The sequence below is a fragment of the Cellulomonas sp. PS-H5 genome (assembly GCF_019265565.1).
In the GTDB taxonomy this organism is placed as follows: Bacteria; Actinomycetota; Actinomycetes; order Actinomycetales; family Cellulomonadaceae; genus Cellulomonas.
Window position 1 is genome coordinate 20,850 of record NZ_JAHVCI010000027.1, and the last position, 24,304, is coordinate 45,153.

Here is a 24,304-nt window from a genome sequence, read left to right on the forward strand (position 1 = left end):
TGCGGCGACCGCCCGCGATGAGCGACGTCGCCGCGCTGGCCGGGGTGTCGCACCAGACGGTGTCGCGCGTGCTCAACGACCACCCGAGCGTCCGGCCCGAGACCCGCGACCGCGTGCTCGCGGCGATCGCCGAGCTCGGCTACCGCCGCAACAGCGCGGCCCGGGCGCTCGTCACCCGGCGGTCCGGGGCGCTCGGCGTCGTCACGACGTCGTCGGTGCACCACGGCCCGACCAGCACGCTCATCGGCCTGGAGAGCGCGGCGCGCGAGGTCGGCTACTACGTGAGCGTCGCGGCGATCGACACGTTCGACGCCGGCACGATGCGCGGGGCGCTCGACCACTTCCTCGACCAGGCCGTCGAGGGCATCGCGATCATCGCCCCGCAGGTCGACGTGGCCGAGGCGGTCGCGGCGTTCGACGTGCCGGTGCCGGTCGTGTCGGTGACCTCGGGCGAGCCCGTGCCCGGGCCCGCGCACGTCGTGGCGGTCGGCGTCGACCAGCGCGAAGGGGCCCGGGCCGCGACCCGGCACCTCGTCGACCTGGGCCACCGCGAGGTGGTGCACCTGGCCGGGCCGCAGGACTGGTTCGACGCGCAGGAGCGGCTCGCGGGCTGGCGCGAGGCGTGCGCGGCCGCGGGCGTCGGGGCGCCGGAGCCGGTCGAGGTCGACTGGTCCGCCGAGTCCGGGTACCGCGAGGGGCTGCGGCTGGCCGACGCCGGCGCGCCGACCGCCGTCTTCGCCGCCAACGACCAGCTGGCGCTCGGGCTGCTGCGGGCGTTCTGGGAGCGCGGGCTGCGGGTGCCGCAGGACGTGTCGGTGGTCGGCTTCGACGACGAGGCCGGCGCGGCGTACTTCGTGCCGCCGCTGACGACCGTCCGGCAGGACTTCCCGGCGCTCGGCCGCAGCGCGATCCGCGCCCTGGTCGGCGCCCTCGCGGGCGACCCCCCGCCCCGCACCCTCCTCCCGGCGACCCTGGTCCCCCGCGCGAGCACCGCGCCTCCCGCCCCCGCCGCGCGCTGACCCCACCCCACCGCAACCCACCCCGCCCGCTCGCCCCCGCCCGCTCGCCCCCGCCCGCCCGCCGCGAGCGTCCCCTCGCCGAGATGGCAACTCTCGGCTGTGACGTGGGCTCAGCGCGCAGCCGAGAGTTGCCATCTCGGCGGGTGGTGCCCCCAGGGAGTGGGGGTGCCCGCGGGCGTCAGCAGGGCGGTTGGCGCGCGGGCGTGTGAGCGCTAACATCGGCGGCAGGACGCGGCGCTCAGCCGCGTGCGGGAACATCGCAGGCGAGCGGGCAGTGCTGCCCGAACGGCGAGGACGGAGCACGCAATGGCGCAGGAGCACGACGACGCACGCCGCGACGAGATCGCCGCCGCGATCACGGACGGCCGGACCTCGCTGGGCATCGAGCTCGGCTCGACCCGGATCAAGGCCTGCCTGATCGGCCCGGACCACGCACCGGTCGCCACCGGCAGCCACGAGTGGGAGAACCAGCTCGTCGACGGGGTGTGGACCTACTCCCTCGACGCCGTGTGGGCCGGCCTCCAGGAGTCGATCGCCACGCTGCTGGCCGACGTCGAGCAGCGGTACGGCGTCCGCCCGACGACGTTCGGCGCGCTCGGCGTCTCCGCGATGATGCACGGCTACCTGCCGTTCGACGCCGACGGCGAGCTGCTGGTGCCGTTCCGCACCTGGCGGAACACCTCGACCGGCCGCGCGGCCGCGGAGCTCACCGACAAGCTCGGCTTCAACATCCCGCTGCGCTGGTCGATCGCCCACCTCTACCAGGCGATCCTCGACCACGAGCCGCACGTCCCGCAGATCGACTTCACCACCACGCTGGCCGGCTACGTGCACTGGAGGCTCACTGGGCGCAAGGTGCTCGGCGTCGGTGACGCGTCCGGCATGTTCCCGATCGACCCGGCCACCCGCGGCTACGACGCGACGATGCTGGCCCAGGTCGACGAGATCGTCGCGACCCGCCGCCCCGGCCTGAAGGTCGAGGCGCTGCTCCCCGAGGTGCTGCCCGCGGGCGCCGACGCCGGCCGCCTGACGGAGGAGGGCGCCGCGCTGCTCGACCCGACCGGCACGCTGCGGGCCGGCATCCCGCTGTGCCCGCCCGAGGGCGACGCCGGCACCGGCATGGTCGCGACCAACTCGGTCGCCCCGCGCACCGGCAACGTCAGCGCCGGGACGTCGATCTTCGCGATGGTCGTGCTGGAGAAGCCGCTGGAGCGGGTGCACCACGAGCTCGACGTCGTGACCACCCCGGCCGGCGACCTGGTCGCGATGGTGCACTGCAACAACGGGGCGTCCGAGCTCAACGCCTGGGCAGGGCTCTTCGGCGAGTTCGCCACCGCGCTCGGCGCGCCCGCCGCGGCCGACGACGTGTTCGGCGCGCTGTTCCGCGCCGCGCTCGAGGGCGACGCGGACGGCGGCGGCCTGCTCGCCTACAACTACCTGTCCGGCGAGCCGATCACCGGCCTCGACGCCGGCCGCCCCCTCGTGGTGCGCACCCCTGACAGCCGGCTGACGCTCGCGAACTTCATGCGGACCCAGCTGTACTCGGCGTTCGGCACGCTCAGCCTCGGCATGCACGTGCTGCAGGGCGAGGGCGTCGCCATCGACGCGATGCTCGCGCACGGCGGGATGTTCCGGACCGCGGGCGTCGCACAGCGCCTGCTGGCGGCGGCGATCGACGCCCCCGTCGCGGTCGGCGAGACCGCGGCCGAGGGCGGCGCCTGGGGCATCGCGGTGCTCGCGGCGTACCTCGACGCCGCGGCCGAGCAGGACCTGCCGACCTACCTGACCGAGCGCGTGTTCGCCGGCGCGGACGTCGACACCGTCACCCCGGACCCGGCGGACGTCGCCGGCTACGAGCAGTTCCTGGACCGCTACCGCGCCGGCCTCGCCGTCGAGCGCGCGGCGACCGAGGCCCTCTGACCACCCACTCCCGAGGAGGAGACCCCATGACCCGGACCCTCGCCGACTACCCGGCCGAGGTGCAGGAGGCGGTCGCGCGCACCCGCGAGGTCGTCGCGACGCTGCACGCCGAGCTGCCCCGCTGGGAGCTCATCGTCTGGACCGCGGGCAACGTGTCCCAGCGCGTCCAGGTCGACCCGGCCGGACCGTCGGCCGCCGACCTGCTCGTCATCAAGCCGTCCGGCGTGACCTACGACGAGCTCACCCCCGAGTCGATGGTCGTGTGCGACCTCGACGGGAACCTCGTCGACGGCACCCGCAGCCCGTCCTCGGACACCGCGGCGCACGCCTACGTCTACACGCACATGCCCGAGATCGGCGGCGTCGTGCACACGCACTCGACCTACGCGACGGCCTGGGCCGCCCGGGCCGAGCCGGTGCCGTGCGTGCTGACGATGATGGCCGACGAGTTCGGCGGGGACATCCCGATCGGCCCGTTCGCGCTCATCGGCGACGACTCGATCGGCCGCGGCATCGTCGAGACGCTGCGGGAATCGCGCAGCCCGGCGGTGCTCATGCGCAACCACGGCCCCTTCACGATCGGGAAGGACGCCAAGGCCGCGGTCAAGGCCGCCGTCATGGTCGAGGAGGTCGCGCGCACCGTGCACATCTCCCGCCAGCTCGGGGAGCCCACCCGCATCCCGCAGGACCAGGTCGACTCGCTGTACGCCCGGTACCAGAACGTCTACGGCCAGAGCAGCGCCGCTGCGGCCACGAAGGAGCAGGACGCATGAGCAAGCCCTACGCCGACCGCGAGGTCTGGTTCTTCACCGGCAGCCAGGACCTCTACGGCGAGGACACCCTGCGCCAGGTGGCCGAGCAGTCCCAGGAGGTCGCCCGCACCCTCGACGAGGCCGCCGACGTGCCGGTCCGCATCGTGTGGAAGCCGGTGCTCAAGGACTCCGTGTCGATCCGCCGGGCGATGCTCGACGCGAACTCCGACGACCGCGTCCTGGGCGTCATCACCTGGATGCACACGTTCAGCCCGGCCAAGATGTGGATCGCCGGCCTGGACCAGCTGCGCAAGCCGCTGCTGCACCTGCACACGCAGGCGAACGTCGAGCTGCCCTGGGACAGCATCGACATGGACTTCATGAACCTCAACCAGGCCGCGCACGGCGACCGCGAGTACGCGTACATCGCCTCCCGGCTCGGCGTCGCGCGCACGACCGTCGTCGGCCACGCGTCGAACCCGGCCGTCGCGAAGCGGGTCGGCACCTGGGCGCGCGCCGCCGCGGGCTGGGCCGCCACGCACGAGCTGAAGCTCGTCCGGTTCGGCGACAACATGCGCAACGTCGCGGTCACCGAGGGCGACAAGACCGAGGCCGAGCTGCGGTTCGGCGTCTCGGTCAACACCTGGGGCGTGAACGAGCTCGTCGCCGCCGTGGACGCCGTGGCGGACGCCGACGTCGACGCGCTGGTCGCCCAGTACGAGGAGCTCTACGACGTGGCGCCCGAGCTGCGCCGGGACGGCGACCGCCACGAGTCGCTCCGCTACGCGGCCCGCCAGGAGATCGCGCTGGAGACCTTCCTGACCGAGGTGGGCGCCAAGGCGTTCACGACGAACTTCGAGGACCTCGGCGCCCTGCGCCAGCTCCCGGGCCTGGCCGTCCAGCGCCTGATGTCGAAGGGCTACGGCTTCGGCGCCGAGGGCGACTGGAAGACCGCCGTCCTGGTGCGCGCGGCCAAGGTGATGGGCGAGGGCCTGCCCGGCGGCGCCTCGCTCATGGAGGACTACACCTACGACCTGACCCCGGGCGCGGAGAAGATCCTCGGTGCGCACATGCTCGAGGTCTGCCCCTCCCTGACCACGTCGAAGCCGAAGGTGGAGATCCACCCGCTCGGCATCGGCGGCAAGGAGGACCCGGTCCGCATGGTGTTCGACGCCGACCCGGGCGAGGCCGTGGTCGTGTCGCTGGCCGACATGCGGGACCGGTTCCGGATGACGGCGAACGTCGTGGACGTCGTGCCCCCGACCCAGGAGCTGCCGAACCTGCCGGTCGCCCGCGCGGTCTGGGAGCCCCGTCCGGACTTCGCCACGTCGGCCGAGGCCTGGCTGACGGCCGGCGGCGCGCACCACACGGTCATGTCGACCGCGGTGGGCGTCGAGGCGTTCGAGATCTACGCCGACATCGCCGGCACCGAGCTCCTGGTCATCGACCAGGACACCACCCGTCGCGGCTTCCGCGACCAGGTGCGCTGGAACCAGGTGTACTACCGGATCGCGCAGGGGTTCTGAGCCCCCGCCCCTCCGTCCCGACGGCCCGGCCCCGCTGCTGCGGGGGCGGGCCGTCGCCGTGTGAGCGCTCACCTGGCTGTCGCCCGTTCGGCCCTCTGACTTCGGTGAGCGAACTCAAGAGCGTGCGCCGAGCGGGTGATCCGGGCGCGCGACCCGCGGGGTCGAAAGTCCGAAAAAACGCCTGTGACCTGCGGTGACGCGACCGGTCGCCCCCGGGCTTCGGACCGTTACCCATCTGCAACCTGGGCCCCGTTCCTTTGGCTTGACTTCTTGAAGTCAAGGCCGCGAGAGTGTGCACGTGCTCGCCGGTGGCGGGGGAGAACGACCCCGGCACGCGGCGCAGGGCAGGACGGGCGACGGTGCGGAATCCGGGCCCATGACGACGAGGTCAGCAACCCTCTCGAGGAGGAGAAGGACATGAAGAGCATCCGGTTCGTCGCGCTCGGCGGCGTTCTCGCGCTCGGCCTGGCGGCGTGCTCCGGCGGCGGCGCCGGCAGCACCACGGGCGACGAGACCAACGCGGACCCCAGCGACCTCACGATCGGCGTCGCGATGCCGACCGAGACCTCGGAGCGCTGGATCGCGGACGGCGACGCCGTCAAGAGCCAGCTCGAGGAGGCCGGTTACACGGTCGACCTGCAGTACGCGGCCGACGACATCCCGACGCAGGCGCAGCAGATCGACCAGATGATCACGAAGGGCGCCGACCTCCTGATCGTCGCCTCGATCGACGGCACCGCGCTGGCCAACCAGCTGCAGGCCGCGGCCGACCAGGGCATCCCGGTCATCGCCTACGACCGCCTGATCCGCGACACCGAGAACGTCGACTTCTACGTCACGTTCGACAACTACAACGTCGGTGTCCAGCAGGCCACCTCGCTGCTCGTCGGCCTGGGCATCCTCGACGCCGAGGGCAACGAGGCCGGCGCGACCGGCCCGTTCAACATCGAGCTGTTCGCCGGCTCGCTGGACGACAACAACGCGCACTTCTTCTTCAAGGGCGCGATGGACACGCTGCAGCCGTACATCGACAACGGCACGCTGGTCGTGAAGTCGGGCCAGACCGAGATCGAGCAGGTCGCCACGCTCCGCTGGCTGCAGGAGACCGCCCAGAAGCGCATGGAGGACCTGCTGACCTCCACGTACTCGGACGGCTCGAAGGTCGACGGCGTGCTCTCGCCCTACGACGGCATCTCCCGCGGCATCATCACCGCGCTGCAGAACGCCGGCTACGGCGACAGCATCGAGGCCGGCCTGCCGATCGTGACCGGCCAGGACGCCGAGATCGCCTCCGTCAAGCTCATCAAGGACGGCGTGCAGTTCTCGACGATCTTCAAGGACACCCGCAAGCTCGCGGAGCAGGCCGTCGTCTCGGCCCAGGCGTTCCTCGAGGGCGACGAGCCCGAGGCGAACAACACCGAGGACTACGACAACGGCGTGAAGGTCGTCCCGTCGTTCCTGCTGGAGTCGGACATCGTCTACGCCGACAACATCCAGTCGCTCCTCATCGACTCGGGCTACTGGACCGAGGAGGAGGTCGCGGCGGGTCAGGCCTCCTGACCCCCCGACCCACCGCGTGACCGACGCGGGCCGGCCGGCACGACTCGTGCCGGCCGGTCCCGCGGCGACGTGTTCCATCGCCCGACACGACTGAGGACGGTCGAGGCCGCATGAGCGACCACATCCTGGAAATGCACTCCATCACCAAGACCTTTCCCGGGGTCAAGGCGCTGCAGGACGTCAACCTGAACGTCAAGCGCGGGGAGATCCACGCGATCTGCGGGGAGAACGGGGCCGGCAAGTCCACCCTCATGAAGGTGCTGTCGGGCGTGTACCCGCACGGCACCTACGACGGGGAGATCCGCTTCGACGGGGAGACGGTCGAGTTCAGCTCGATCAACGACTCCGAGGAGAAGGGGATCGTGATCATCCACCAGGAGCTCGCTCTGGTGCCCTACCTCTCGGTCGCGGAGAACATCTTCCTCGGCAACGAGCGGGCGCGCCACGGCCTCGTCGACTGGAACCGGGCGAACTCCGAGGCGGCCGTGCTGCTGGCCCGGGTCGGCCTCGACGAGAACCCGACCACCCCGATCGGCCAGCTCGGCGTCGGCAAGCAGCAGCTCGTGGAGATCGCCAAGGCGCTCTCCAAGAAGGTGAAGCTGCTCATCCTCGACGAGCCGACCGCGGCGCTCAACGACTCGGACTCCGAGCACCTGCTCAACCTGCTGCGTCACCTGCAGGGCCAGGGCATCACCTCGATCATGATCTCGCACAAGCTCAACGAGATCGCCGACATCGCGAACTCCACGACGATCATCCGCGACGGCAAGACGATCGAGACCCTCGACATGGTCGAGGACAAGGTCACCCAGGACCGGATCATCAAGGGCATGGTCGGCCGGGACCTCGAGCACCGGTACCCCGAGCACGTCTCGCACGTCGGCGAGGAGGTGTTCCGGGTCGAGGACTGGCACGTCGAGCACCCCACCCAGCCGGGTCGCGTGGTCGTCGACGGCGCGTCCTTCAACGTCCGCGCCGGCGAGATCGTCGGCATCGCGGGCCTGATGGGCGCGGGCCGCACCGAGCTCGCGATGAGCGTCTTCGGCCGGTCCTACGGCCGCAACGTCACGGGCAAGGTCTTCCTGCACGGCAAGGAGATCAAGACCCGCTCGGTGAGCGAGGCGATCGGCCACGGGCTCGCGTACGCGACCGAGGACCGCAAGACCTACGGCCTCAACCTCATCGAGGACATCCGCCGGAACATCTCGGCCGCGGCCCTCGGCAAGCTGTCGAAGGCCGGCTGGGTCAACGGCAACGAGGAGATCAAGGTCGCCGAGGAGTACCGGCGGTCCATGAACATCAAGTCGCCGACCGTGATGGCGCTGACCGGCAAGCTGTCGGGCGGCAACCAGCAGAAGGTCGTGCTGTCCAAGTGGATCTACACGGACCCCGAGGTCCTGATCCTGGACGAGCCGACCCGCGGCATCGACGTCGGCGCCAAGTACGAGATCTACACGATCATCAACAAGCTCGCGGACGCGGGGAAGGCCGTCGTGGTCATCTCCTCCGAGCTGCCCGAGCTCCTGGGCATCTGCGACCGCATCTACACCCTCGCGTTCGGCCGGATCACCGGCGTGCAGGAGCGCGCGGTCGCCACCCCGGAGAGCCTCATGGAGCTCATGACGAAGGAAAAGGAAACGGTTCGATGACGGCTGTGGAAGGCCTGCGGGACATCTTCACCAAGAACCTGCGGACGAGTGGCATCTACATCGCGTTCGTCGCGATCATCGCGCTCTTCGCGATCCTCACGGACGGCGTGCTGCTCGCACCGGGCAACATCACGAACATCGTCCTGCAGTACTCGTACATCCTGATCCTCGCCATCGGCATGGTGATCGTCATCATCGGCGGGCACATCGACCTCTCGGTGGGCTCCGTGGTGGCGCTGACCGGCGCGGTGTCCGCGATCCTGGTCATCAAGAACGGCCAGCCGTGGTGGGTCGGCATCCTCGCCGCCCTCGTGGTCGGCCTCCTGGTCGGCGCGTGGCAGGGCTTCTGGGTCGCGTACGTCGGGATCCCGGCGTTCATCGTGACGCTGGCCGGCATGCTCCTGTTCCGCGGCCTCACCTACGAGGTGCTGAACAACATCTCGCTGTCGCCGTTCCCCTCCTCGTACCAGAAGGTCGCCGGCGGCTTCATCAACGGCCTGCTCGGCGGCAACGGCTTCGACGCCTTCACGCTGATCATCGCGGCGGTCGCCATCGTCGGCTACGCGTACTCCGCCTGGCGCTCCCGCATGGGCCGCGTCCGCTACCAGCAGTCGGTCGAGGCGCTCCCGCTGTTCATCCTGAAGATCGTCGCGATCGCGGTCGTCGTCATGGCGTTCGCCTGGCAGCTGGCGCACTCGCGCGGCCTGCCGATCGTGCTGATCATCCTCGCGGTGCTGATCCTGGCCTACAACACGGTCACCACCCGCACGGTGTTCGGCCGCCACGTCTACGCGATCGGTGGCAACCTCAACGCCGCCCAGCTGTCCGGCGTGAAGGTCAAGCAGGTCAACTTCTGGATCTTCGTGAACATGGGCTTCCTGGCCGGTGTCGCGGGTGCGATCTACTCCTCCCGCTCCAACGGCGCGCAGCCCGGCGCGGGCAACATGTTCGAGCTCGACGCCATCGCCGCCTGCTTCATCGGCGGTGCGTCGACGACCGGTGGTGTCGGCCGCGTGACCGGTGCCATGGTCGGTGGTCTGATCATGGCCGTGATGTCCAACGGCATGCAGCTGATGGGCGTGCCGCAGTCGACGCAGCAGATCGTCAAGGGCCTCGTGCTCCTGCTGGCCGTGGCGTTCGACATCTACAACAAGCGCCGCGCGGGCGCCGCCCGCTGACCTCGGGCGCATCGCACGGCCGGCGCGGGCCGGGACGCGGGGGAGACCCCGGGTCCCGGCCCTCGCTGCGTCCGGTGCACCGGGCCGGGGGGTCAGAGCCAGCGGTTGCGGCGGAACGCGCGGTGCAGGGCCACGCACGCGCCCGCGATGACCGCGAGCACCACGAAGTACCCGTACCGCGTGCCGAGCTCCGGCATGTGCTCGAAGTTCATCCCGTAGATCCCGGCGACGGCCGTGGGCACCAGCGCGATCGCCGCCCAGGCCGAGATCTTCCGCATGTCCTCGTTCTGCCGCAGCGCCACCCGGCTCTGGCCCGTGGTGACCCGCGCGGTGTTGGCCTGCAGGACGTCGGTGAGCTGCCGGTCGATCACCTCGATCTGGTCGACGGCTCGCAGCAGGTGGTCGTGCACGTCGCGGAAGTACGGCTCGGCCGCGGCAGGCACGTGCGGCACCTCGCCGGCCGCCAGCCGCTCCAGCGGCCGCTGCAGGGGCAGCATCGCCCGGCGGAACTCCGCGACCTCCTGCTTGAGCTTGTAGATGCGCTCGGAGTGGTCGTCGTCGCCGGGGCCGAACACCTGCAGCTCGATCTCGTCGACGTCCAGGTCGATGTGGCCGAGCGCGACCTCGTAGGCGTCCACGACGCGGTCGGCGGTCCGGTAGAGGACGCCCGCGGGGCCGAAGTCCTCCTCGGCGGGCACGCCCGCGTCGAGCTCCGCGCGCACCTGGCGCAGCACGCCGCCCTCGCCGTGCCGGACGGACACGACCGCCTGCGGCCGGAGGAACATGGCGATCTCGGTGACCTCGACGACCTCCACGTGGTCGACGTACCGGACGGGCTTGAGCACGGCGAACACGACGTCGTCGTAGACCTCGAGCTTGGGCCGCTGGTGGGCGTGCACGGCGTCCTCGACGGCCAGCGCCGGCAGCGCGAACTCGTCGGCCACCTCGGCGATGTCGGCGTTCGTGGGCTCGCGCAGGCCGACCCAGACGTAGCCGTCGGTGGCGTCGGCGACGTGCGCGGCCTTCCCGAGCGGGACCCGCCCGGGCACCCGCTCGCCGCCGGTGTAGAGGCCGCAGTCGCCGATCACGGCGTCGGCCCCGGTGCGCTGCACGTCCGTCACTCCCTCACGATAGGTCCGCGGGGCGCGGCCGTCCCGCGCGTGCACGTCGGCACGCGCGAATGGATCCGTCCGCGCGGACACGCCCCGGCGTGCCGGTGCCGATGGATCCGATCGGCCCGGCTCAGGCGGCGCGGCGCAGCGCGACGACCGTGACGTCGTCCGGCCGGCTCGCGCTCACGGCCGCCAGTCGCAGCACCCGCTGCACGGCCTCGTCCGCGCTCGGGCAGTCCAGCAGCTCGCCGACCAGCAGCGGCACGCAGCGCAGCGACCCGTCGAACAGGTCGAGCACCCCGTCGCTGAACGCGAGCAGCAGGTCCCCGGGCCCGAGGTGCGTCTCGCCCAGGTCCCGGGTGGCCTCGTCCGTGACGCCGAGCGGCAGCCCGAGCGCGTCCAGCCGCTCCCAGGACCCGTCGGCGCGCACGACCAGCGTCAGCCCGTGCCCGGCGTCGGCGTACGTCACGCGGCCGGTGGCGGCCTCGAGCCGCGCGTGGAACGCCGTCGCGAACAGGCCCGCGCCGGACAGGTCGGCGTGCAGCACGGCGCCCGCCTGGAGCATGGCGCGGTCGACGGACTCGCCCTGCGCGGAGCCGCGGAGCACGGCGCGCACGGCGGCGGCCAGGATCGCGGCCGCCGGGCCCTTGCCCATGACGTCGGCGAGCGTGAGCACCACGCCGTCGGCGGCCGGGTACCAGTCGTAGAAGTCGCCGCCGACCTGGCTGCTCGGCAGGCACGCGCCGGCCAGCTCGTAGCCGTCGACCCGCGGGGACTCCTGGGGGAGCAGGCCCATCTGCACCTGCTGGGCGCGCTCGAGCTCGGCGTCGACGCTCAGCTCCTTGGCCACCCAGTGCGCGAGGTCGCGGAGCAGGGCGGACTGGTCGGCGGTGAACCGGCGCGGGCGGGTGTCGGCGATGCACAGGGTGCCGAGGGTCCGGCCGTCGGCGCCGACGAGCGGGTGCTCGGCGTAGAACCGCAGCCGGGCGTCGGGGCCGCGGTCCTCCAGGACGGCGACGCCGTCGCGGCCGGGCGCGGGGGTCCCGGCGAGCTCCGCGGGCACGACCATCGGCGCCGGGGCGGGCTCGCCGGCGCCGACGAGCGACACCGTGGCGGTGGGGACGTCGAAGAGCTGCCGCGCGAGCCGGACGACCCGGTCGAAGCGCGGCTCGACGGCACCGGTGACGGTGCCCAGCTGCTCCAGCGCGGCCAGGCGCTGCGGGAGGCTGCGCGCGGCGGGTGCGGCCGCGTCGAGGGGCGCGACCACGACGGTCGGGCCGGTGGCGTCGGCGACGGGCGCGGGCGGCACCGCCGGCGCGGCGGGGCCGGCGCCGCCGCGCGCGGGCTCGCGCGGGGTCGGCACCGAGGGGGTGGTCGTGCGGGTCGGCACCGATCACCTCCCGGGGCGTGCGCGACGGTCCTGTTCTCCCGGATACATCGGCATCCTGCGGCGCGGGATGAGCCCGGGGGCGCGTGCTCCCGGACACGTGCACGGACGTGCGGCAGGGTGTCGCCGGCCGCACGGGGCCGGCGGGCGGTCAGCCCCCGACGCCCCCCAGTGCCGCGTCCCGGGCCAGCAGCAGCGCGCCGCGCGCCGGCGCCCCCACGCCGAGCCGCCCCGCGACCACCTCGACGACCGCGCCCGCCGTGACGGCGGTGCGCTCGGCCAGCACCTCGCGCAGGGGGTCCAGCAGCACGTCCCCGGCACCGGCGAGCGCCCCGCCGACCACCAGCACGTCGGGGTCCAGCACGGTGCACACCGAGGCCAGCGCGGTGCCGAGGTGCCGGCCCACGTCGGACAGCACCCGGCGGCACCCGGGGTCGCCCGCCGCGGCGTGCGCGAGCAGCTCCGGCACGGTCAGGCGCCCGTGGCTCGCCACCAGCAGGTCCAGCACCGCCGACGCCCCCGCGAGCACCTGGAGGCACCCGCGGTTGCCGCACGAGCACACCGGGCCGTCCGGGTCGATGGTGAGGTGGCCGAGCTCGCCCGCGGTGCCCGTGCGGCCGTGCACCACCTCCCCGCCGACGACGACGCCGCCCGACACGCCCTCGCCCAGCGCGACGTGCACGACGGACCACCGCCCTCGCCCCGCGCCGAGCCGCGCCTCCGCGAGCGCGCCGAGGTTGCCGTCGTTGTCGAACAGCACGGGCACCCCGGGCGCCGGCGCCAGCAGCGCGGGCGCGGCGACCATGCCGCCCCAGCCCGCGCGCACCCCGGCGCCCGCGACGCGGCCGGTGCGCACCTCGACGGGCGCGGGGACGCCCACGCCGACCGCCGCGACCGCGGCGGGATCGGTGCCGGTGTCCCGCAGCACGCGGTCGAGCAGCGCCCGCGCCGCGCGCACCGCGTGCTCGGCCCGCTGCTGCCCCGCCCCCGGCACGGCCGGCAGGGGGATCGCCGCCTCGACCGGCTCGCCGTCGCCGCGGTCGAGCACGACCCGGACCTCGTCGAGGTAGCAGTGCACGCCCACGAGCGCGCCGGCCGGGGCGAGCTGCACCTGGGTCGCCCGGCGGCCGGACCGCGTCGTCGGCGACACCCGGACGAGGCCCTCCGCGGCGAGGGCCGCCACGGCGGTCGACACCGTCGCGGGCGACAGGCCCGTCGCCCGGCAGAGCTCGACCTGCGTGCGCGCGTCCTCGCGGCGGAGCGCGGCGAGCAGCAGCCCGCGGCTGTCGCGGGGCGCGGGCGCGGCGTCGGACGGCAGGTCGCGGCCCGGCGGGACCGGCTCGGGGCGCGCGGTCCGGCCGGTGCGCCCGTCGCCCGCGGGCGCGCCCGTCACGGCCGGGCCGCGAACCGCTCGAGCAGCTCCGCGTGGCCCGAGACGATCAGCAGGTCGTTCGCCGCGATCCGGGTGTCCGGGGTCGCGTACACGAAGTCGATCCCGGGGCTCTTCACCCCGATGACCGTGACCCCGTACCGCTCGCGGATCTTCGACTGCCCGATCGTGAAGCCCTGCGTCTCGCGCGGCGGCTTCATCTTGACGATCGTGAACCCGTCCTCGACCTCGATGTAGTCGAGCATCTTCCCGGACACCAGGTGCGCGACCCGGGACCCGGCGTCGGCCTCGGGCAGCACCACGTGGTGCGCGCCGATGCGCTGCAGGATGCGGGCGTGCTCGGCGCTGACGGCCTTGGCCCAGATCTGCGGCGTGCCCATGTCGACGAGGTTGCCGGTGATGAGCACCGACGCCTCCAGGTAGGACCCGACGCCGACGACGGCCACGGAGAACTCGCGCGCGCCGACCTGCTCGAGAGCCTCGGGGTTGGCGGCGTCCGCCTCGACCAGCGGGATGCGGCCGGTCCACTGCGCGACCAGGTCGGGGTCCCGCTCGACGGCGAGCACGTCCTGGCCGAGCCGGTCCAGGGTCGCGGCGATGGCCGAGCCGAACCGGCCGAGGCCGATCACGAGGATGCCGGCCTCGCGCTTGGGGCCCTTCGCGCGGCCCTCGGGACCGCGGCGGTCGCCGCGCCGGGAGTCGCCGGGCAGCGGGCTCAGGCCGGTCGCGCCGGTGCGGGTCAGGTCATCCAATGATCGGCCTCTCCTCGGGGAACCGGACGACACGGCGACGGCTGCGCAGCGCGAGGGCCGCGGCGAGCGTCATCGTGCCGGTCCGGCCGATGAACATCAGGACGGCGAGCACGTACTTGCCGGCGTCGGGCAGGTCGGCGGTGATCCCGGTGGACAGCCCGCAGGTCGCGAACGCCGAGATCACCTCGAACAGGATCACGTCCAGGGTGAGCCCGGTGATCGCCAGCAGCAGCAGGCAGGCCACCAGGATGATCGTCGCACTGACGAGCGACACCGCGATCGCGACCTGCAGGGCCTCGCGCGGGATCCGCCGGCCGTACGCCTCGACGTCCCGGTCGCCGCGCGCCTCCGCGACGATGGCCAGCAGCATCACCGCGAGGGTCGTCACCTTGATGCCGCCCGCGGTCGACGCGGAGCCGCCGCCGACGAACATCAGCGCGTCGTTGAGCAGCCAGGTGCCCTCGTGCATGTCGGCCACGTTCACCGTCGAGAACCCGCCGGACCGCGGCATGACGCCGGCGAACAGGGCGGCGAGCAGCGTCTCGTTCCAGCCGATGCCGCCGAGGGTCTTCGGGTTCGTCCACTCGAACGCCGCGACGACCACCGCGCCGAACGCCACGAGCGCCAGGCTGGTCGTGATCGTCAGCTTGGAGTGCAGGTTCCACCGGCGGGGCCGGCGCCAGGTGCGCGCGACGTTGAGGATCACCGGGAAGCCGAGCGACCCGATGAACACCCCGACGATGATCGGCAGCAGCACCCACCAGTCGGCGGCGAACGGCGCCAGGCCCTCGGTGGTCGGGATGAAGCCGGCGTTGTTGAACGCCGAGACCGCGTAGAACACCCCGTGCCAGACCGCCTCGCCCCAGGAGTCGCCGAGCATCCGCAGGCGCGGGATCAGCACGAGCGCGATCGCGACCTCGAGCACCACCGACGTGACGATGACCGTCCGCACCAGCGAGCCGACCTCGCCGAGCCGGGTCGTCTTGGTCTCCGAGGTGACCAGCAGCTTCTGGGTCAGCCCGATCCGCCGGGACACCGCGAGGCCGAGGATCGACGCCAGGGTCATCACGCCCAGGCCGCCGATCTGGATGCCGACCAGGATGGTCACCTGGCCCGCGGTCGACCAGTACGTCCCGGTGTCCACCGTGACCAGGCCCGTGACGCACACCGCCGACGTCGCGGTGAAGAAGGCGTCGACGAACGGCGCCCGCTCGCCGGACGCGGTCGCCCACGGCATCGACAGCAGGCCTGTGAACACCACGATCACCGACGCGAACACGCCGAGCGCCAGCCGGGCGGGGGACTGGCGGGCCAGCCGGTCGACGAGCTCGCGCCCGGACCAGACCACCCCGGGGAGGCCCCGTGCCATCCGCCCTCCTGCCGTGCACCGCGTCCGCGCGCGGGGCAGGTCGCCGCCGCGTGCGCCCGTGCGTGCGAGCGCGCGGGGAGCACCACTGTGGCACGAGCGGGTGGGTGCGGCCGGTCAGCGGCTACGGTGTGGGCATGACGGCCCGGGTGCGCGTGGTGTGGACGCCCGAGCTCCTCGACTACGACTTCGGCCCCGGGCACCCGATGGCGCCGCTGCGGCTGGACCTCACGGTGCGGCTCGCGCGGGCGCTGGGGCTGCTGGACCTGCCGGGCGTCGAGGTGGTGGGCGCCGAGCCCGCGACCGACGCCCAGCTCGAGACCGTGCACGAGCCGGAGTACGTCGCGACCGTGCGGCGCGCGTCCGCGGGCGGCGCCGGCGACCCGGCCCGCGGCATCGGGACCGAGGACGACCCGGTGTTCCCGCACATGCACGAGGCGGCGGCGCGCATCGTGGCCGGCAGCCGCGAGGCGGCGCTCGCCGTCTGGGAGGGTCGCGCCGACCACGCCGTGAACCTCACCGGCGGGATGCACCACGCGATGCCCGGTGCGGCGTCCGGGTTCTGCGTCTACAACGACGCCGCGGTGGCGATCCGTGCCCTGCTCGCGGCCGGAGCCGAGCGGGTGGCCTACGTCGACGTCGACGCGCACCACGGCGACGGCGTGCAGCGCGCGTTCTGGGACGACCCGCGGGTGCTCACGGTCTCGGTGCACGAGAGCGGCGCGACCCTGTTCCCGGGGACCGGCTTCCCGGACGAGACCGGCGGACCCGGCGCGCCCGGCGGCGCGGTGAACCTGGCGCTGCCCTCGCACACCGGCGACGCCGGCTGGCTGCGCGCGGTCGACGCCGTGGTGCCGCCGGTGCTCCGGGCGTTCGCCCCGCAGGTGCTGGTCACGCAGCACGGTTGCGACACCCACGTCGAGGACCCGATCGCCGACCTCGACGTCTCCGTCGACGCGCAGCGGCTGGTGTCCGAGTGGCTGCACGACCTGGCGCACGAGGTGTCCGGCGGCCGGTGGCTGGCGCTCGGCGGCGGGGGGTACGCGGTGGTCGACGTGGTGCCGCGCGCGTGGACGCACCTGCTGGGGGTCGCGGCGCACGCCCCGGTCGACCCGGCGACGCGGATGCCGCAGGCCTGGCTGGACCAGGTCGTCGCGCTCTACGGCCGCGAGGCCCCGGGGTCGATGTCCGACGGCGCGGGGCCGGCGTGGCGCCCCTGGGCGGACGGCTTCGACCCGGCGGACGACGTCGACCGCGCCGTCCGAGCCACCCGCTCGGCGGCCTTCCCGCTCCTGGGCCTGGACCCGCTGCACGACTGACCCCGCCCGCCCCGGGAGGCGCCCGCGAGGGTGGTGCGGGAGGGTGGATGCACTCCGGGGAGTGGTCCCACCCGTCTCCCCTTTCACACCAGCCTCAGCAGGCTCTAAGGTGTCGTCGCGGCACCTGTGTGCACCCAGTTCCGCGCACGGGTCGTGCGCGCACGAGCGAGAAGAGCGGCCATGACCAGCGAGCAGCCCCCGCGGGTGCGGTTCCTCACCGTCGCCGAGGTCGCCGAGGTCATGCGCGTCTCGAAGATGACGGTGTACCGGCTGCTCCACTCGGGCGAGATGCCCGCGGTGCGCGTCGGCCGCTCGTTCCGGGTGCCCCAGGACGCGCTCGACCACTACCTCGCGACCGCCCGGCTCGACCTCGAGGCCGAGGGCGAGGCGGACGAGGGCGGGCCGCGCGCCGGCCGCCTGTCCTCCTGACCCGCGCGGACCGCGCGCCCGCCCCGGGGCGGTCGCGCACCGGCGCGTCGCGGACGGCGTCGCCGATCGCGTAAGGTAGGGGCGGACTTTCCCGTGCGTGGGCGTTCGTCGTGCCGCGCGTCGATCGACCACGACCCGGCGGGGCGCTGCGAGCGCTCGCCACAGGAAGCGAGGACCCCATGGGCTCCGTCATCAAGAAGCGCCGCAAGCGCATGGCGAAGAAGAAGCACCGCAAGCTGCTGCGCAAGACGCGTCACCAGCGTCGCAACAAGAAGTGACGGCCGCCGCGCGAGCGGCGACGTGAACGAGGGGCCCGGCACCGAGTGCCGGGCCCCTCGTCGTGCCCGGGGCACGCGCACCGGGAGGCCCGCCGCCGGCTGCGTTCCTGCCGCCCGCCGGGTTCCCACCCGATTCTCGCGGTGCACCCCGATCGATCGGGTCGTGCCGCGAGAATCGGGTGGGGATGGCGCGGCGCCCGCGCGGTCGACGCCTGGGTGGCGTCGCGAGGCCCCGCGCCGGGGCGCTCGGCGCACCCGCGGGCACCGCTTCCCGGGCGCACCGGCGCGCCGTGTTGCCACGTGGCACACCGGGGTGGATCGTCACCCCTTGACGGGGTTTGTCCCGTCCTGATTCACTGCCGAGCGGTTCTTCAACGATGAAAACCCTCCGGTGCCGTGCGCGCCGGCGGAGGCGGGAGGTCGAGGATGATCTCAGGAGCTCGCGGGGGTCCGGGGCGAGCGGCGTACAGCCGCCGGTCCGTGCTCCGGGGAGCCGTGGCGGGGGCCGGTGCCCTCGGGACGGCCTGGGCGCTGAGCGGGTGCGGCGGCGACGCCGCTGCCGCGTCGAACCAGACGCGGATCCAGCTCTGGCACCTGTTCACGGGCGGTGACGGCGGCATCTTCCAGCAGATGATGACCGAGGTGCAGGACGAGAACCCGGCCATCGGGATCGACCCCGTGGTGCTCACCTGGGGCGCGCCGTACTACACCAAGCTCATCATGGCGTCGGTCGGCGGCCGCGCCCCCGACCTGGCGGTCATGCACCTGACCCGGGTGGCCGGCTGGGTCCCGGGCGGGGTGCTCGACCCCTGGGACCTCGACCTGCTCGCCGAGCACGGCGTCACCGAGGACATGTTCCCGCCGGCGCTGTGGGACCGGGCGACGATCGACGGGAAGCTCTGGGCCGTCCCGCTCGACTTCCACGCGTTCCTGCTGTTCTTCGACAAGGGGCTGGCCGACCAGGCCGGGATCCTGGGTCCGGACGGGAAGCTGGCGGGCGTCGACTCGCCCGACGGCTTCATCGAGGCCGGGCGGGCCATGGCGGAGGTCACCGGGTACGCGGGCGTCGGCTACGGCTACACCGGCGACGGCGCGCAGATGTCCCGGATGCTCTGGGGCCTGTACGCGCAGACCGGCAACGAGGTCGTGCTGAACCCGGGGCAGCCCGCGGAGCTGGACCGGGACGCGCTGGTCGAGTCGGTGAGCTGGGTGCAGTCCTGGCTCGACGACACCGTGGCCATCGCGAACTCCGACTACCCGTCGGCCGTCGCGAACTTCTCCACCGGCCGCGTCGGCATGTGCTTCAACGGCAACTGGGAGCTGCAGTCGTTCCTGACGGCCGGCGTCGACGTGGACGCCATGCCGATGCCGAACATCTTCGGCACCCCCGCCACCTACGGCGACTCGCACGTGTTCGTGCTGCCGCACCAGGTCAACCTCGACCCCGAGAAGCGCGAGGCGGCCTACGCGACGGTCGCGGCGATGCTCAACAAGTCGCTGCTCTGGTCCGACGGCGGGCACATCCCGGCCAACCGCGAGGTCACCGAGTCCGCCGAGTACCAGGCCAAGGTGCCGCAGTCGCACTACGCCGCGGCGAGCGAGGAGGCCGTCTTCGACCCGCAGGCCTGGTTCACCGGCTCCGGGTCGGACTTCCAGGCGCGCGTCGGCGAGGCGCTGCAGGGCGCCTGGCTCGACAAGTCGTCCCCCGAGGCCGCCGTCGACCGCCTGATCGGCAGCCTCGACGCCGCCCTCAAGACCAAGCCGCCGGCGTGACGGAAGGGATCGCAGACATGAGCACCGTCACCACACCGTCCCAGTCGCAGGCGACCGGCACCGTCTCGCCGCCGCGCACCCCCGACCGCCCCACCCGGCGCGGCCGCAGCCGCCGCGAGGGCAGCGGCTGGCCGTTCGTCATCCCGTTCGTCGTGATCGCCGTGCTGTTCCTGGTGGTCCCGACGCTGTGGGGCCTCGGCCTGAGCTTCACCGAGCAGTCGCTGATGGGCAACGGCGGCTGGGTCGGGTTCGACAACTACGCCGAGGCGTTCGGCGACCCCGTCATGTGGTCCACGCTGGGCAACACCGTCGCGTTCACCCTGATGAGCACGATCCCCCTGGTGGTGATCGCGCTGGCGATGGCGCTGCTGGTCTACACCGGCCTGCCGGGCCAGTGGGTGTGGCGGCTGGCGTTCTTCGCGCCGTACATGCTGCCCGTCGCGGTCGTGGTGCAGATCTGGGTCTGGCTCTACCAGCCCGAGATCGGCTTCTTCAACTACTGGCTCGACCGGCTCGGGCTGGACAAGGTCGGCTGGCTGACCGACCCGAGCGTCGCCATGTGGTCGATGGCCCTGCTAACCCTCTGGTGGACCGTCGGCTTCAACTTCCTGCTGTACCTGTCGGCGCTGCAGGCCATCCCGGACCAGATGTACGAGGCCGCGGCGCTGGACGGCGCGGGCTCCTGGCGCCGGCTGTGGTCGATCACGCTGCCCCAGCTCCGGTCGACGACCGTGCTCATCACGGTGCTGCAGGTCCTGGCGTCGCTCAAGGTGTTCGACCAGATGTTCATCGCCTTCAACGGCGGCAGCGGCCCGGACGGGGTGACCCGGCCGATCCTGCAGTACATCTACGACACCGGCTTCACCGGGTACCGGATGGGCTACGCCTCGGCGATGTCCTACATCTACTTCGCGCTCATCATCGTGGTCGCCGTCGGGTTCCAGGTGCTGACCACCGCTCGCCGGAAGGAGCAGCGCCGTGGCCGTTGACACGCTCACCGCCCCCGCGACGGGCGGGTTCCGCCGCGCCTACGCGGAGCGCCGGGAGGAGAACCGCCGCACCCGCAGCCTCGTGCTCGGCCGCAGCAAGGTCGCCACCGTCCTGTCGGTGGTCCTGCTCGTGGTGCTCGCGCTGTCCTGGCTGCTGCCCATGCTCTGGGCGGTCGACACCTCGTTCAAGACCGAGGCGCAGGCCCAGTCCGTGCCGCTGCAGTGGTTCCCGGACGGCGGGTTCACGCTGGAGAACTACCGCACGGTGTTCGAGCGCGGCGAGGTGCCGCGCTGGATGGCGAACACGCTGCTGGTCGCCGGGTCGGTCACGATCCTCACCGTCGCGGCGTGCGCGCTGGCCGGCTACGGATTCGCCCGCACCCGGTTCCGCGGGAAGAACCTGCTGTTCGCGGCCACCATCGCGCTGATCGCGGTCCCCGGCCAGATCCTCATCGTGCCGCTGTTCCGGCAGATGGAGGCCCTGGGCTTCGTCGACACCTACCAGGGCGTGATCCTGCCCCAGCTGGTGGCGCCGGTGATGGTCTACATCTTCAGCAAGTTCTTCGCGGAGGTGCCGCAGGAGATCGAGGACGCGGCGCGGGTCGACGGGGCGGGGCACTGGCGGACCTTCTGGTCCATCGTGCTGCCGATCTCCCGGCCCATCGTGTCGGCGGTCGCGATCTTCGTGTTCATCGGCGCGTGGAACAACTTCCTGTGGCCGTTCATCGTCACGAACAACCCCGACCTGATGACGCTCCCCGTGGGTCTGTCGACGGTCAAGAACGCCTACGGCACGATCTACGCCCAGACCATGGCGTCGGCCGTGATCGCCGCCCTGCCGCTGATCCTGCTGTTCATGCTGTTCCAGCGGCAGATCGTCAAGGCGGTCGCCACCACCGGGCTCGGCGGCCGGTGACGACCGGACCCACCCCGGCCGCATCGGCAGGGACCGGGTCGGGCAGCACGTGGCGGAGGAGGTGGTCCGGTGACCGGGAAGCGGCGCCAGGCGGGCGTGACCATGCAGGACGTCGCGGCGCTGGCCGGGGTGTCCATCAAGACGGTCTCGAACGTCATCAACGGGTACCCGTACATCCGCCCGGGCACCAAGGACCGCGTCGAGGCCGCCATCGAGCAGCTCGGCTACCGGGTGAACCTGTCGGCCCGGAACCTGCGCCAGGGCCGGACCGGGATGATCGGCCTGGCCGTGCCTGAGCTGAGCCTGCCGTACTTCGCCGAGCTCGCGGACTCGGTGATCCAGGCCGCCGAGCGCCGCGGCGTGATCGTGCTGATCGAGCAGACCAACGCCAGCCGGGAGCGCGAGCTCGAGGTGCTGCACGGCCAGCGCCGGCACCTGACCGACGGGCTGATCTTCTCGCCGCTCGCGCTCGGGACCGACGACCGGGCGTCGTTCGCGGTCGACTTCCCGATGGTGCTGCTCGGCGAGCGGATCTTCGGCGGCCCCGCCGACCACGTGACGATGAGCAACGTCGAGGCGGCCCGCGCGGCGACCCGGCACCTGATCGAGACCGGCCGCCGGCGGATCGCGCTCATCGGGTCGCACGAGGGCGAGACCGTCGGCAGCGCCGCCCTGCGCCAGCGGGGGTACGAGGAGGCGCTCGCGGAGGCGGGCCTCCCGCTCGACCCGGCGCTGCTCGGCGAGGCGGGGCTGTGGCACCGGTCGACCGGCGCGGAGGCGATGGAGCGGATGCTCGACTCCGGCACCGAGATCGACGCGGTGTTCGGGCTCAACGACGCCCTCGCGATCGGCGCGCTGCACGCCCTGCACGACCGGGGGATCGCGGTGCCCGAGGAGGTCGCCGTGATCGGGTTCGACGACATCGAGGACGCGGCGTACGCGTCGCCGCCGCTGTCCTCCGTCGCGCCCGGGCGGGAGCAGATCGCGCAGACCGCGGTGGACCTGCTGCTGGCGCGGGTCGCGGGGACGGCGCCGGACGAGCACGTCGAGGTGATCACGGACTTCGAGGTCGTGGCGCGGGAGTCGACGGTGGGCAGCGCGGTGCGGTCGGCGGCGCCGGCGCGCACGGTCGTGGCCTGACGGCGTCGGGGCCGGGGTCGTTCCCGGGCGGAATCCGTGGCGATAGTTGATTGTTCAATCAGCATCGCGCACGATGGGTGCCGACGACGACCCGGGAGGACCCCGTCATGACCGCCCTGCAGCTCGGCCTGGACACCTTCGGCGACCTGCCGACCGACGACGCCACCGGGCGCCTGCTCAGCCACCCCGAGGCGATCCGCCGCGTGGTCGACGAGGCCGTGCTCGCCGACCAGGTCGGCCTCGACGTCATCGCGCTCGGCGAGCACCACCGGCCCGACTTCGCGCTGTCCTCGCCCGAGACCGTGCTCGCCGGCATCGCCACCCGCACCGAGCGGATCCGGCTCGCGTCCGGCGTCACTGTGCTGAGCTCCGACGACCCGGTGCGCGTCTTCCAGCGGTTCGCCACCCTCGACGCGCTCTCGGGCGGGCGCGCTCAGGTGATGCTCGGCCGCGGGTCGTTCACGGAGTCGTTCCCGCTGTTCGGGTTCGACCTGCAGGACTACGAGGTCCTGTTCGAGGAGAAGATCGAGCTGTTCTCCCAGCTGCTCCGCGAGCAGCCGGTGACCTGGTCGGGCACGACCCGCGCCCCGCTGGAGGCGGCCGACGTCTACCCGAAGACGGCAGGCGGCCTGGAGACCTGGGTGGGCGTCGGCGGCTCGCCGCAGTCGGTGGTCCGCGCGGCGCACTACGGCCTGCCGCTCATGCTCGCGATCATCGGCGGCGAGCCGGACCGGTTCCGGCCGTACGTCGACCTGTACCGGCGGGCCACCGCGCAGCTGGGCACCCCCGAGGGCCGGGTCGGCGTGCACTCGCACGGCCTGGTCGCCGAGACGGACGAGGCCGCGCTCGAGGCGTACTACGGCCCGTACAAGCAGATGCGCGACGCGATCGGTGCCGACCGCGGCTGGCCGCCGCTGCGCCGCGCGGAGTTCGACGCGGAGGTGGCGCACGGCTCGCTCTACGTCGGCTCGCCGGAGACGGTCGCCCGCAAGATCGCGCGCACGGTGTCCGGCCTCGACGTGAGCCGGTTCGACCTCGTCTACACCGGCGGCCCGCTGCGGGTGAGCGACCGGCTGCGCGCCGTCGAGCTGTTCGGCAGCCGCGTCGCGCCGATGGTGCGCGACCTGCTCGCGGAGGGCGCCGCGTGACGACCGTCGGGATCCTCGGGGCCGGCAAGGTCGGCACCGTGCTGGCGCGGCTCGCGGTGGCGGCCGGGTACGACGTGGCGGTCGCGGGCTCGGGCGACCCGGAGCGCATCCGGCTGATCGTCGAGGTGCTGGCGCCGGGGGCCCGGGCCGTCGACGCGCGCGACGCGGCGCGCGCGGACCTCGTGGTGCTCGCGCTGCCGCTCGGCCGGCTGCCCGAGGTGGTCGAGCGGGAGGGCGACCTGCTGGCCGGCCGGCTCGTCGTCGACGCGATGAACTACTGGTGGGAGACCGACGGCGAGCGCCCCGACCTCGCTGACCCCGCGGTGGCGACCAGCGCCCTGGTGGCCGAGGCGCTGCTGGGCGCGCGCGTGGTCAAGGCCTTCAACCACATGGGGTACCACGACCTCGACGAGGGCCCGCTGCCCGCGGGCTCGCCGGGGCGGCGGGCGATCGCGGTCGCGGCGGACGACGCGGCGGCCGCGGCCGAGGTGGCGGCGTTCGTGGACGCGCTGGGTTTCGACCCGGTGCCCGCGGGGTCGCTCGCGGACAGCGTGGCGCTGCAGCCGCACGCCGAGGCGTTCGGCGCGAACGAGGACGCCGGGACGCTGGCCGCCGTGCTGGCCCGGTTCCCGGCGACGGAGCGGGGCGCGGTCGTGGCGGCGGCGCGGGCGGACGCGGCGGTGGACGCCGCGGGCTGAGCG

General features: G+C 73.2%; 21 protein-coding genes. 16 read left to right on the plus strand and 5 right to left on the minus strand.

All coding sequences use genetic code 11. The features are described from left to right. Positions 1-17: 17 nt before the first annotated feature. The 7 genes from J5O08_RS11815 (at position 18) to mmsB (ending at position 9,604) form a co-directional block, all read left to right on the plus strand. A complete protein-coding gene (locus J5O08_RS11815) occupies positions 18-1,019 on the plus strand; it encodes a LacI family DNA-binding transcriptional regulator (protein ID WP_218707101.1) in 1,002 nt (333 codons plus the stop codon). Positions 1,020-1,325: 306 nt separating this feature from the next. Then, entirely contained in the window at positions 1,326-2,939 is a 1,614-nt protein-coding gene (locus J5O08_RS11820) for a xylulokinase (protein ID WP_218707077.1), read from the plus strand. A 26-nt stretch (positions 2,940-2,965) separates the two neighbouring features. Then, entirely contained in the window at positions 2,966-3,712 is a 747-nt protein-coding gene (locus J5O08_RS11825; protein WP_218707078.1) for an L-ribulose-5-phosphate 4-epimerase, read from the plus strand. Then, a complete protein-coding gene (gene araA, locus J5O08_RS11830) occupies positions 3,709-5,217 on the plus strand; it encodes an L-arabinose isomerase (RefSeq protein WP_218707080.1) in 1,509 nt (502 codons plus the stop codon). Before J5O08_RS11825 ends, araA begins: the two co-directional genes overlap by 4 nt. A 417-nt stretch (positions 5,218-5,634) precedes the next feature. Beyond that, a complete protein-coding gene (chvE, locus tag J5O08_RS11835; RefSeq protein WP_218707082.1) occupies positions 5,635-6,777 on the plus strand; it encodes a multiple monosaccharide ABC transporter substrate-binding protein in 1,143 nt (380 codons plus the stop codon). Between the two features lie 110 nt (positions 6,778-6,887). Next, the gene (gene mmsA / locus J5O08_RS11840) at positions 6,888-8,426 is read left to right on the plus strand and encodes a multiple monosaccharide ABC transporter ATP-binding protein (protein WP_218707084.1); all 1,539 of its coding nucleotides are present in this window, start codon (positions 6,888-6,890) and stop codon (positions 8,424-8,426) included. Then, positions 8,423-9,604 (plus strand): multiple monosaccharide ABC transporter permease, encoded by a 1,182-nt coding sequence (gene mmsB / locus J5O08_RS11845; protein ID WP_217615154.1) that lies wholly within the window; start codon positions 8,423-8,425, stop codon positions 9,602-9,604. The genes mmsA and mmsB overlap by 4 nt, the downstream gene beginning before the upstream one ends. Before the next feature lie 92 nt (positions 9,605-9,696). Here the strand turns inward: mmsB and J5O08_RS11850 are convergent, their stop codons facing one another. The 5 genes from J5O08_RS11850 to J5O08_RS11870 form a co-directional block, all read right to left on the minus strand. Then, positions 9,697-10,725, minus strand: a complete 1,029-nt coding sequence (locus J5O08_RS11850; RefSeq protein WP_218707086.1) for a magnesium and cobalt transport protein CorA — start codon at positions 10,723-10,725, stop codon at positions 9,697-9,699. A 121-nt stretch (positions 10,726-10,846) separates the two neighbouring features. Next, positions 10,847-12,106 carry a SpoIIE family protein phosphatase gene (locus J5O08_RS11855; protein WP_308281582.1) on the minus strand — a complete coding sequence of 420 codons (1,260 nt, stop codon included), beginning with the start codon at positions 12,104-12,106 and terminating at the stop codon, positions 10,847-10,849. Between the two features lie 148 nt (positions 12,107-12,254). After that, on the minus strand, positions 12,255-13,496 hold the full coding sequence (locus J5O08_RS11860; RefSeq protein WP_308281583.1) for an ROK family transcriptional regulator: 1,242 nt from the start codon (positions 13,494-13,496) through the stop codon (positions 12,255-12,257). Beyond that, complete coding sequence (locus J5O08_RS11865; protein WP_308160964.1) at positions 13,493-14,128, minus strand: TrkA family potassium uptake protein; 636 nt, start codon at positions 14,126-14,128, stop codon at positions 13,493-13,495. The genes J5O08_RS11860 and J5O08_RS11865 overlap by 4 nt, the downstream gene beginning before the upstream one ends. Before the next feature lie 109 nt (positions 14,129-14,237). Further along, on the minus strand, positions 14,238-15,614 hold the full coding sequence (locus tag J5O08_RS11870; RefSeq protein WP_218707087.1) for a TrkH family potassium uptake protein: 1,377 nt from the start codon (positions 15,612-15,614) through the stop codon (positions 14,238-14,240). Positions 15,615-15,748: 134 nt separating this feature from the next. Between J5O08_RS11870 and J5O08_RS11875 the strand changes: the two genes are divergently transcribed. The 9 genes from J5O08_RS11875 (at position 15,749) to J5O08_RS11915 (ending at position 24,301) form a co-directional block, all read left to right on the plus strand. Then, entirely contained in the window at positions 15,749-16,930 is a 1,182-nt protein-coding gene (locus J5O08_RS11875; RefSeq protein WP_218707088.1) for an acetoin utilization protein AcuC, read from the plus strand. 180 nt (positions 16,931-17,110) lie between these two features. After that, positions 17,111-17,359, plus strand: a complete 249-nt coding sequence (locus J5O08_RS11880) for a helix-turn-helix domain-containing protein (RefSeq protein WP_147795354.1) — start codon at positions 17,111-17,113, stop codon at positions 17,357-17,359. A gap of 179 nt (positions 17,360-17,538) precedes the next feature. Next, complete coding sequence (locus tag J5O08_RS11885; protein WP_003792170.1) at positions 17,539-17,637, plus strand: 30S ribosomal protein bS22; 99 nt, start codon at positions 17,539-17,541, stop codon at positions 17,635-17,637. A gap of 480 nt (positions 17,638-18,117) precedes the next feature. Beyond that, positions 18,118-19,410: an extracellular solute-binding protein gene (locus J5O08_RS11890; RefSeq protein ID WP_168216964.1), complete on the plus strand. Its 1,293-nt coding sequence runs from the start codon at positions 18,118-18,120 to the stop codon at positions 19,408-19,410. Between the two features lie 17 nt (positions 19,411-19,427). Further along, a complete protein-coding gene (locus J5O08_RS11895) occupies positions 19,428-20,399 on the plus strand; it encodes a carbohydrate ABC transporter permease (protein ID WP_218707089.1) in 972 nt (323 codons plus the stop codon). Next, positions 20,389-21,315 carry a carbohydrate ABC transporter permease gene (locus J5O08_RS11900; RefSeq protein WP_147795357.1) on the plus strand — a complete coding sequence of 309 codons (927 nt, stop codon included), beginning with the start codon at positions 20,389-20,391 and terminating at the stop codon, positions 21,313-21,315. Before J5O08_RS11895 ends, J5O08_RS11900 begins: the two co-directional genes overlap by 11 nt. Positions 21,316-21,417: 102 nt before the next feature. Further along, on the plus strand, positions 21,418-22,455 hold the full coding sequence (locus tag J5O08_RS11905; RefSeq protein ID WP_147797078.1) for a LacI family DNA-binding transcriptional regulator: 1,038 nt from the start codon (positions 21,418-21,420) through the stop codon (positions 22,453-22,455). Between the two features lie 107 nt (positions 22,456-22,562). Further along, the gene (locus J5O08_RS11910) at positions 22,563-23,603 is read left to right on the plus strand and encodes an LLM class flavin-dependent oxidoreductase (protein ID WP_218707090.1); all 1,041 of its coding nucleotides are present in this window, start codon (positions 22,563-22,565) and stop codon (positions 23,601-23,603) included. Next, complete coding sequence (locus J5O08_RS11915; RefSeq protein WP_218707091.1) at positions 23,600-24,301, plus strand: NADPH-dependent F420 reductase; 702 nt, start codon at positions 23,600-23,602, stop codon at positions 24,299-24,301. The genes J5O08_RS11910 and J5O08_RS11915 overlap by 4 nt, the downstream gene beginning before the upstream one ends. Positions 24,302-24,304: the final 3 nt, after the last annotated feature.

Excerpts from the sequence above, each read along its gene's own strand:
- J5O08_RS11870 (WP_218707087.1), bottom strand. The coding sequence starts at position 15,614 with ATGGCACGGGGCCTCCCCGGGGTGGTCTGGTCCGGGCGCGAGCTCGTC.
- mmsA (WP_218707084.1), top strand. The coding sequence starts at position 6,888 with ATGAGCGACCACATCCTGGAAATGCACTCCATCACCAAGACCTTTCCC.
- J5O08_RS11895 (WP_218707089.1), top strand. The coding sequence starts at position 19,428 with ATGAGCACCGTCACCACACCGTCCCAGTCGCAGGCGACCGGCACCGTC.
- J5O08_RS11905 (WP_147797078.1), top strand. The coding sequence starts at position 21,418 with ATGCAGGACGTCGCGGCGCTGGCCGGGGTGTCCATCAAGACGGTCTCG.
- J5O08_RS11815 (WP_218707101.1), top strand. The coding sequence starts at position 18 with ATGAGCGACGTCGCCGCGCTGGCCGGGGTGTCGCACCAGACGGTGTCG.
- J5O08_RS11875 (WP_218707088.1), top strand. The coding sequence starts at position 15,749 with ATGACGGCCCGGGTGCGCGTGGTGTGGACGCCCGAGCTCCTCGACTAC.
- mmsB (WP_217615154.1), top strand. The coding sequence starts at position 8,423 with ATGACGGCTGTGGAAGGCCTGCGGGACATCTTCACCAAGAACCTGCGG.
- chvE (WP_218707082.1), top strand. The coding sequence starts at position 5,635 with ATGAAGAGCATCCGGTTCGTCGCGCTCGGCGGCGTTCTCGCGCTCGGC.
- J5O08_RS11910 (WP_218707090.1), top strand. The coding sequence starts at position 22,563 with ATGACCGCCCTGCAGCTCGGCCTGGACACCTTCGGCGACCTGCCGACC.
- J5O08_RS11825 (WP_218707078.1), top strand. The coding sequence starts at position 2,966 with ATGACCCGGACCCTCGCCGACTACCCGGCCGAGGTGCAGGAGGCGGTC.
- J5O08_RS11885 (WP_003792170.1), top strand. The coding sequence starts at position 17,539 with ATGGGCTCCGTCATCAAGAAGCGCCGCAAGCGCATGGCGAAGAAGAAG.
- J5O08_RS11820 (WP_218707077.1), top strand. The coding sequence starts at position 1,326 with ATGGCGCAGGAGCACGACGACGCACGCCGCGACGAGATCGCCGCCGCG.
- J5O08_RS11880 (WP_147795354.1), top strand. The coding sequence starts at position 17,111 with ATGACCAGCGAGCAGCCCCCGCGGGTGCGGTTCCTCACCGTCGCCGAG.
- araA (WP_218707080.1), top strand. The coding sequence starts at position 3,709 with ATGAGCAAGCCCTACGCCGACCGCGAGGTCTGGTTCTTCACCGGCAGC.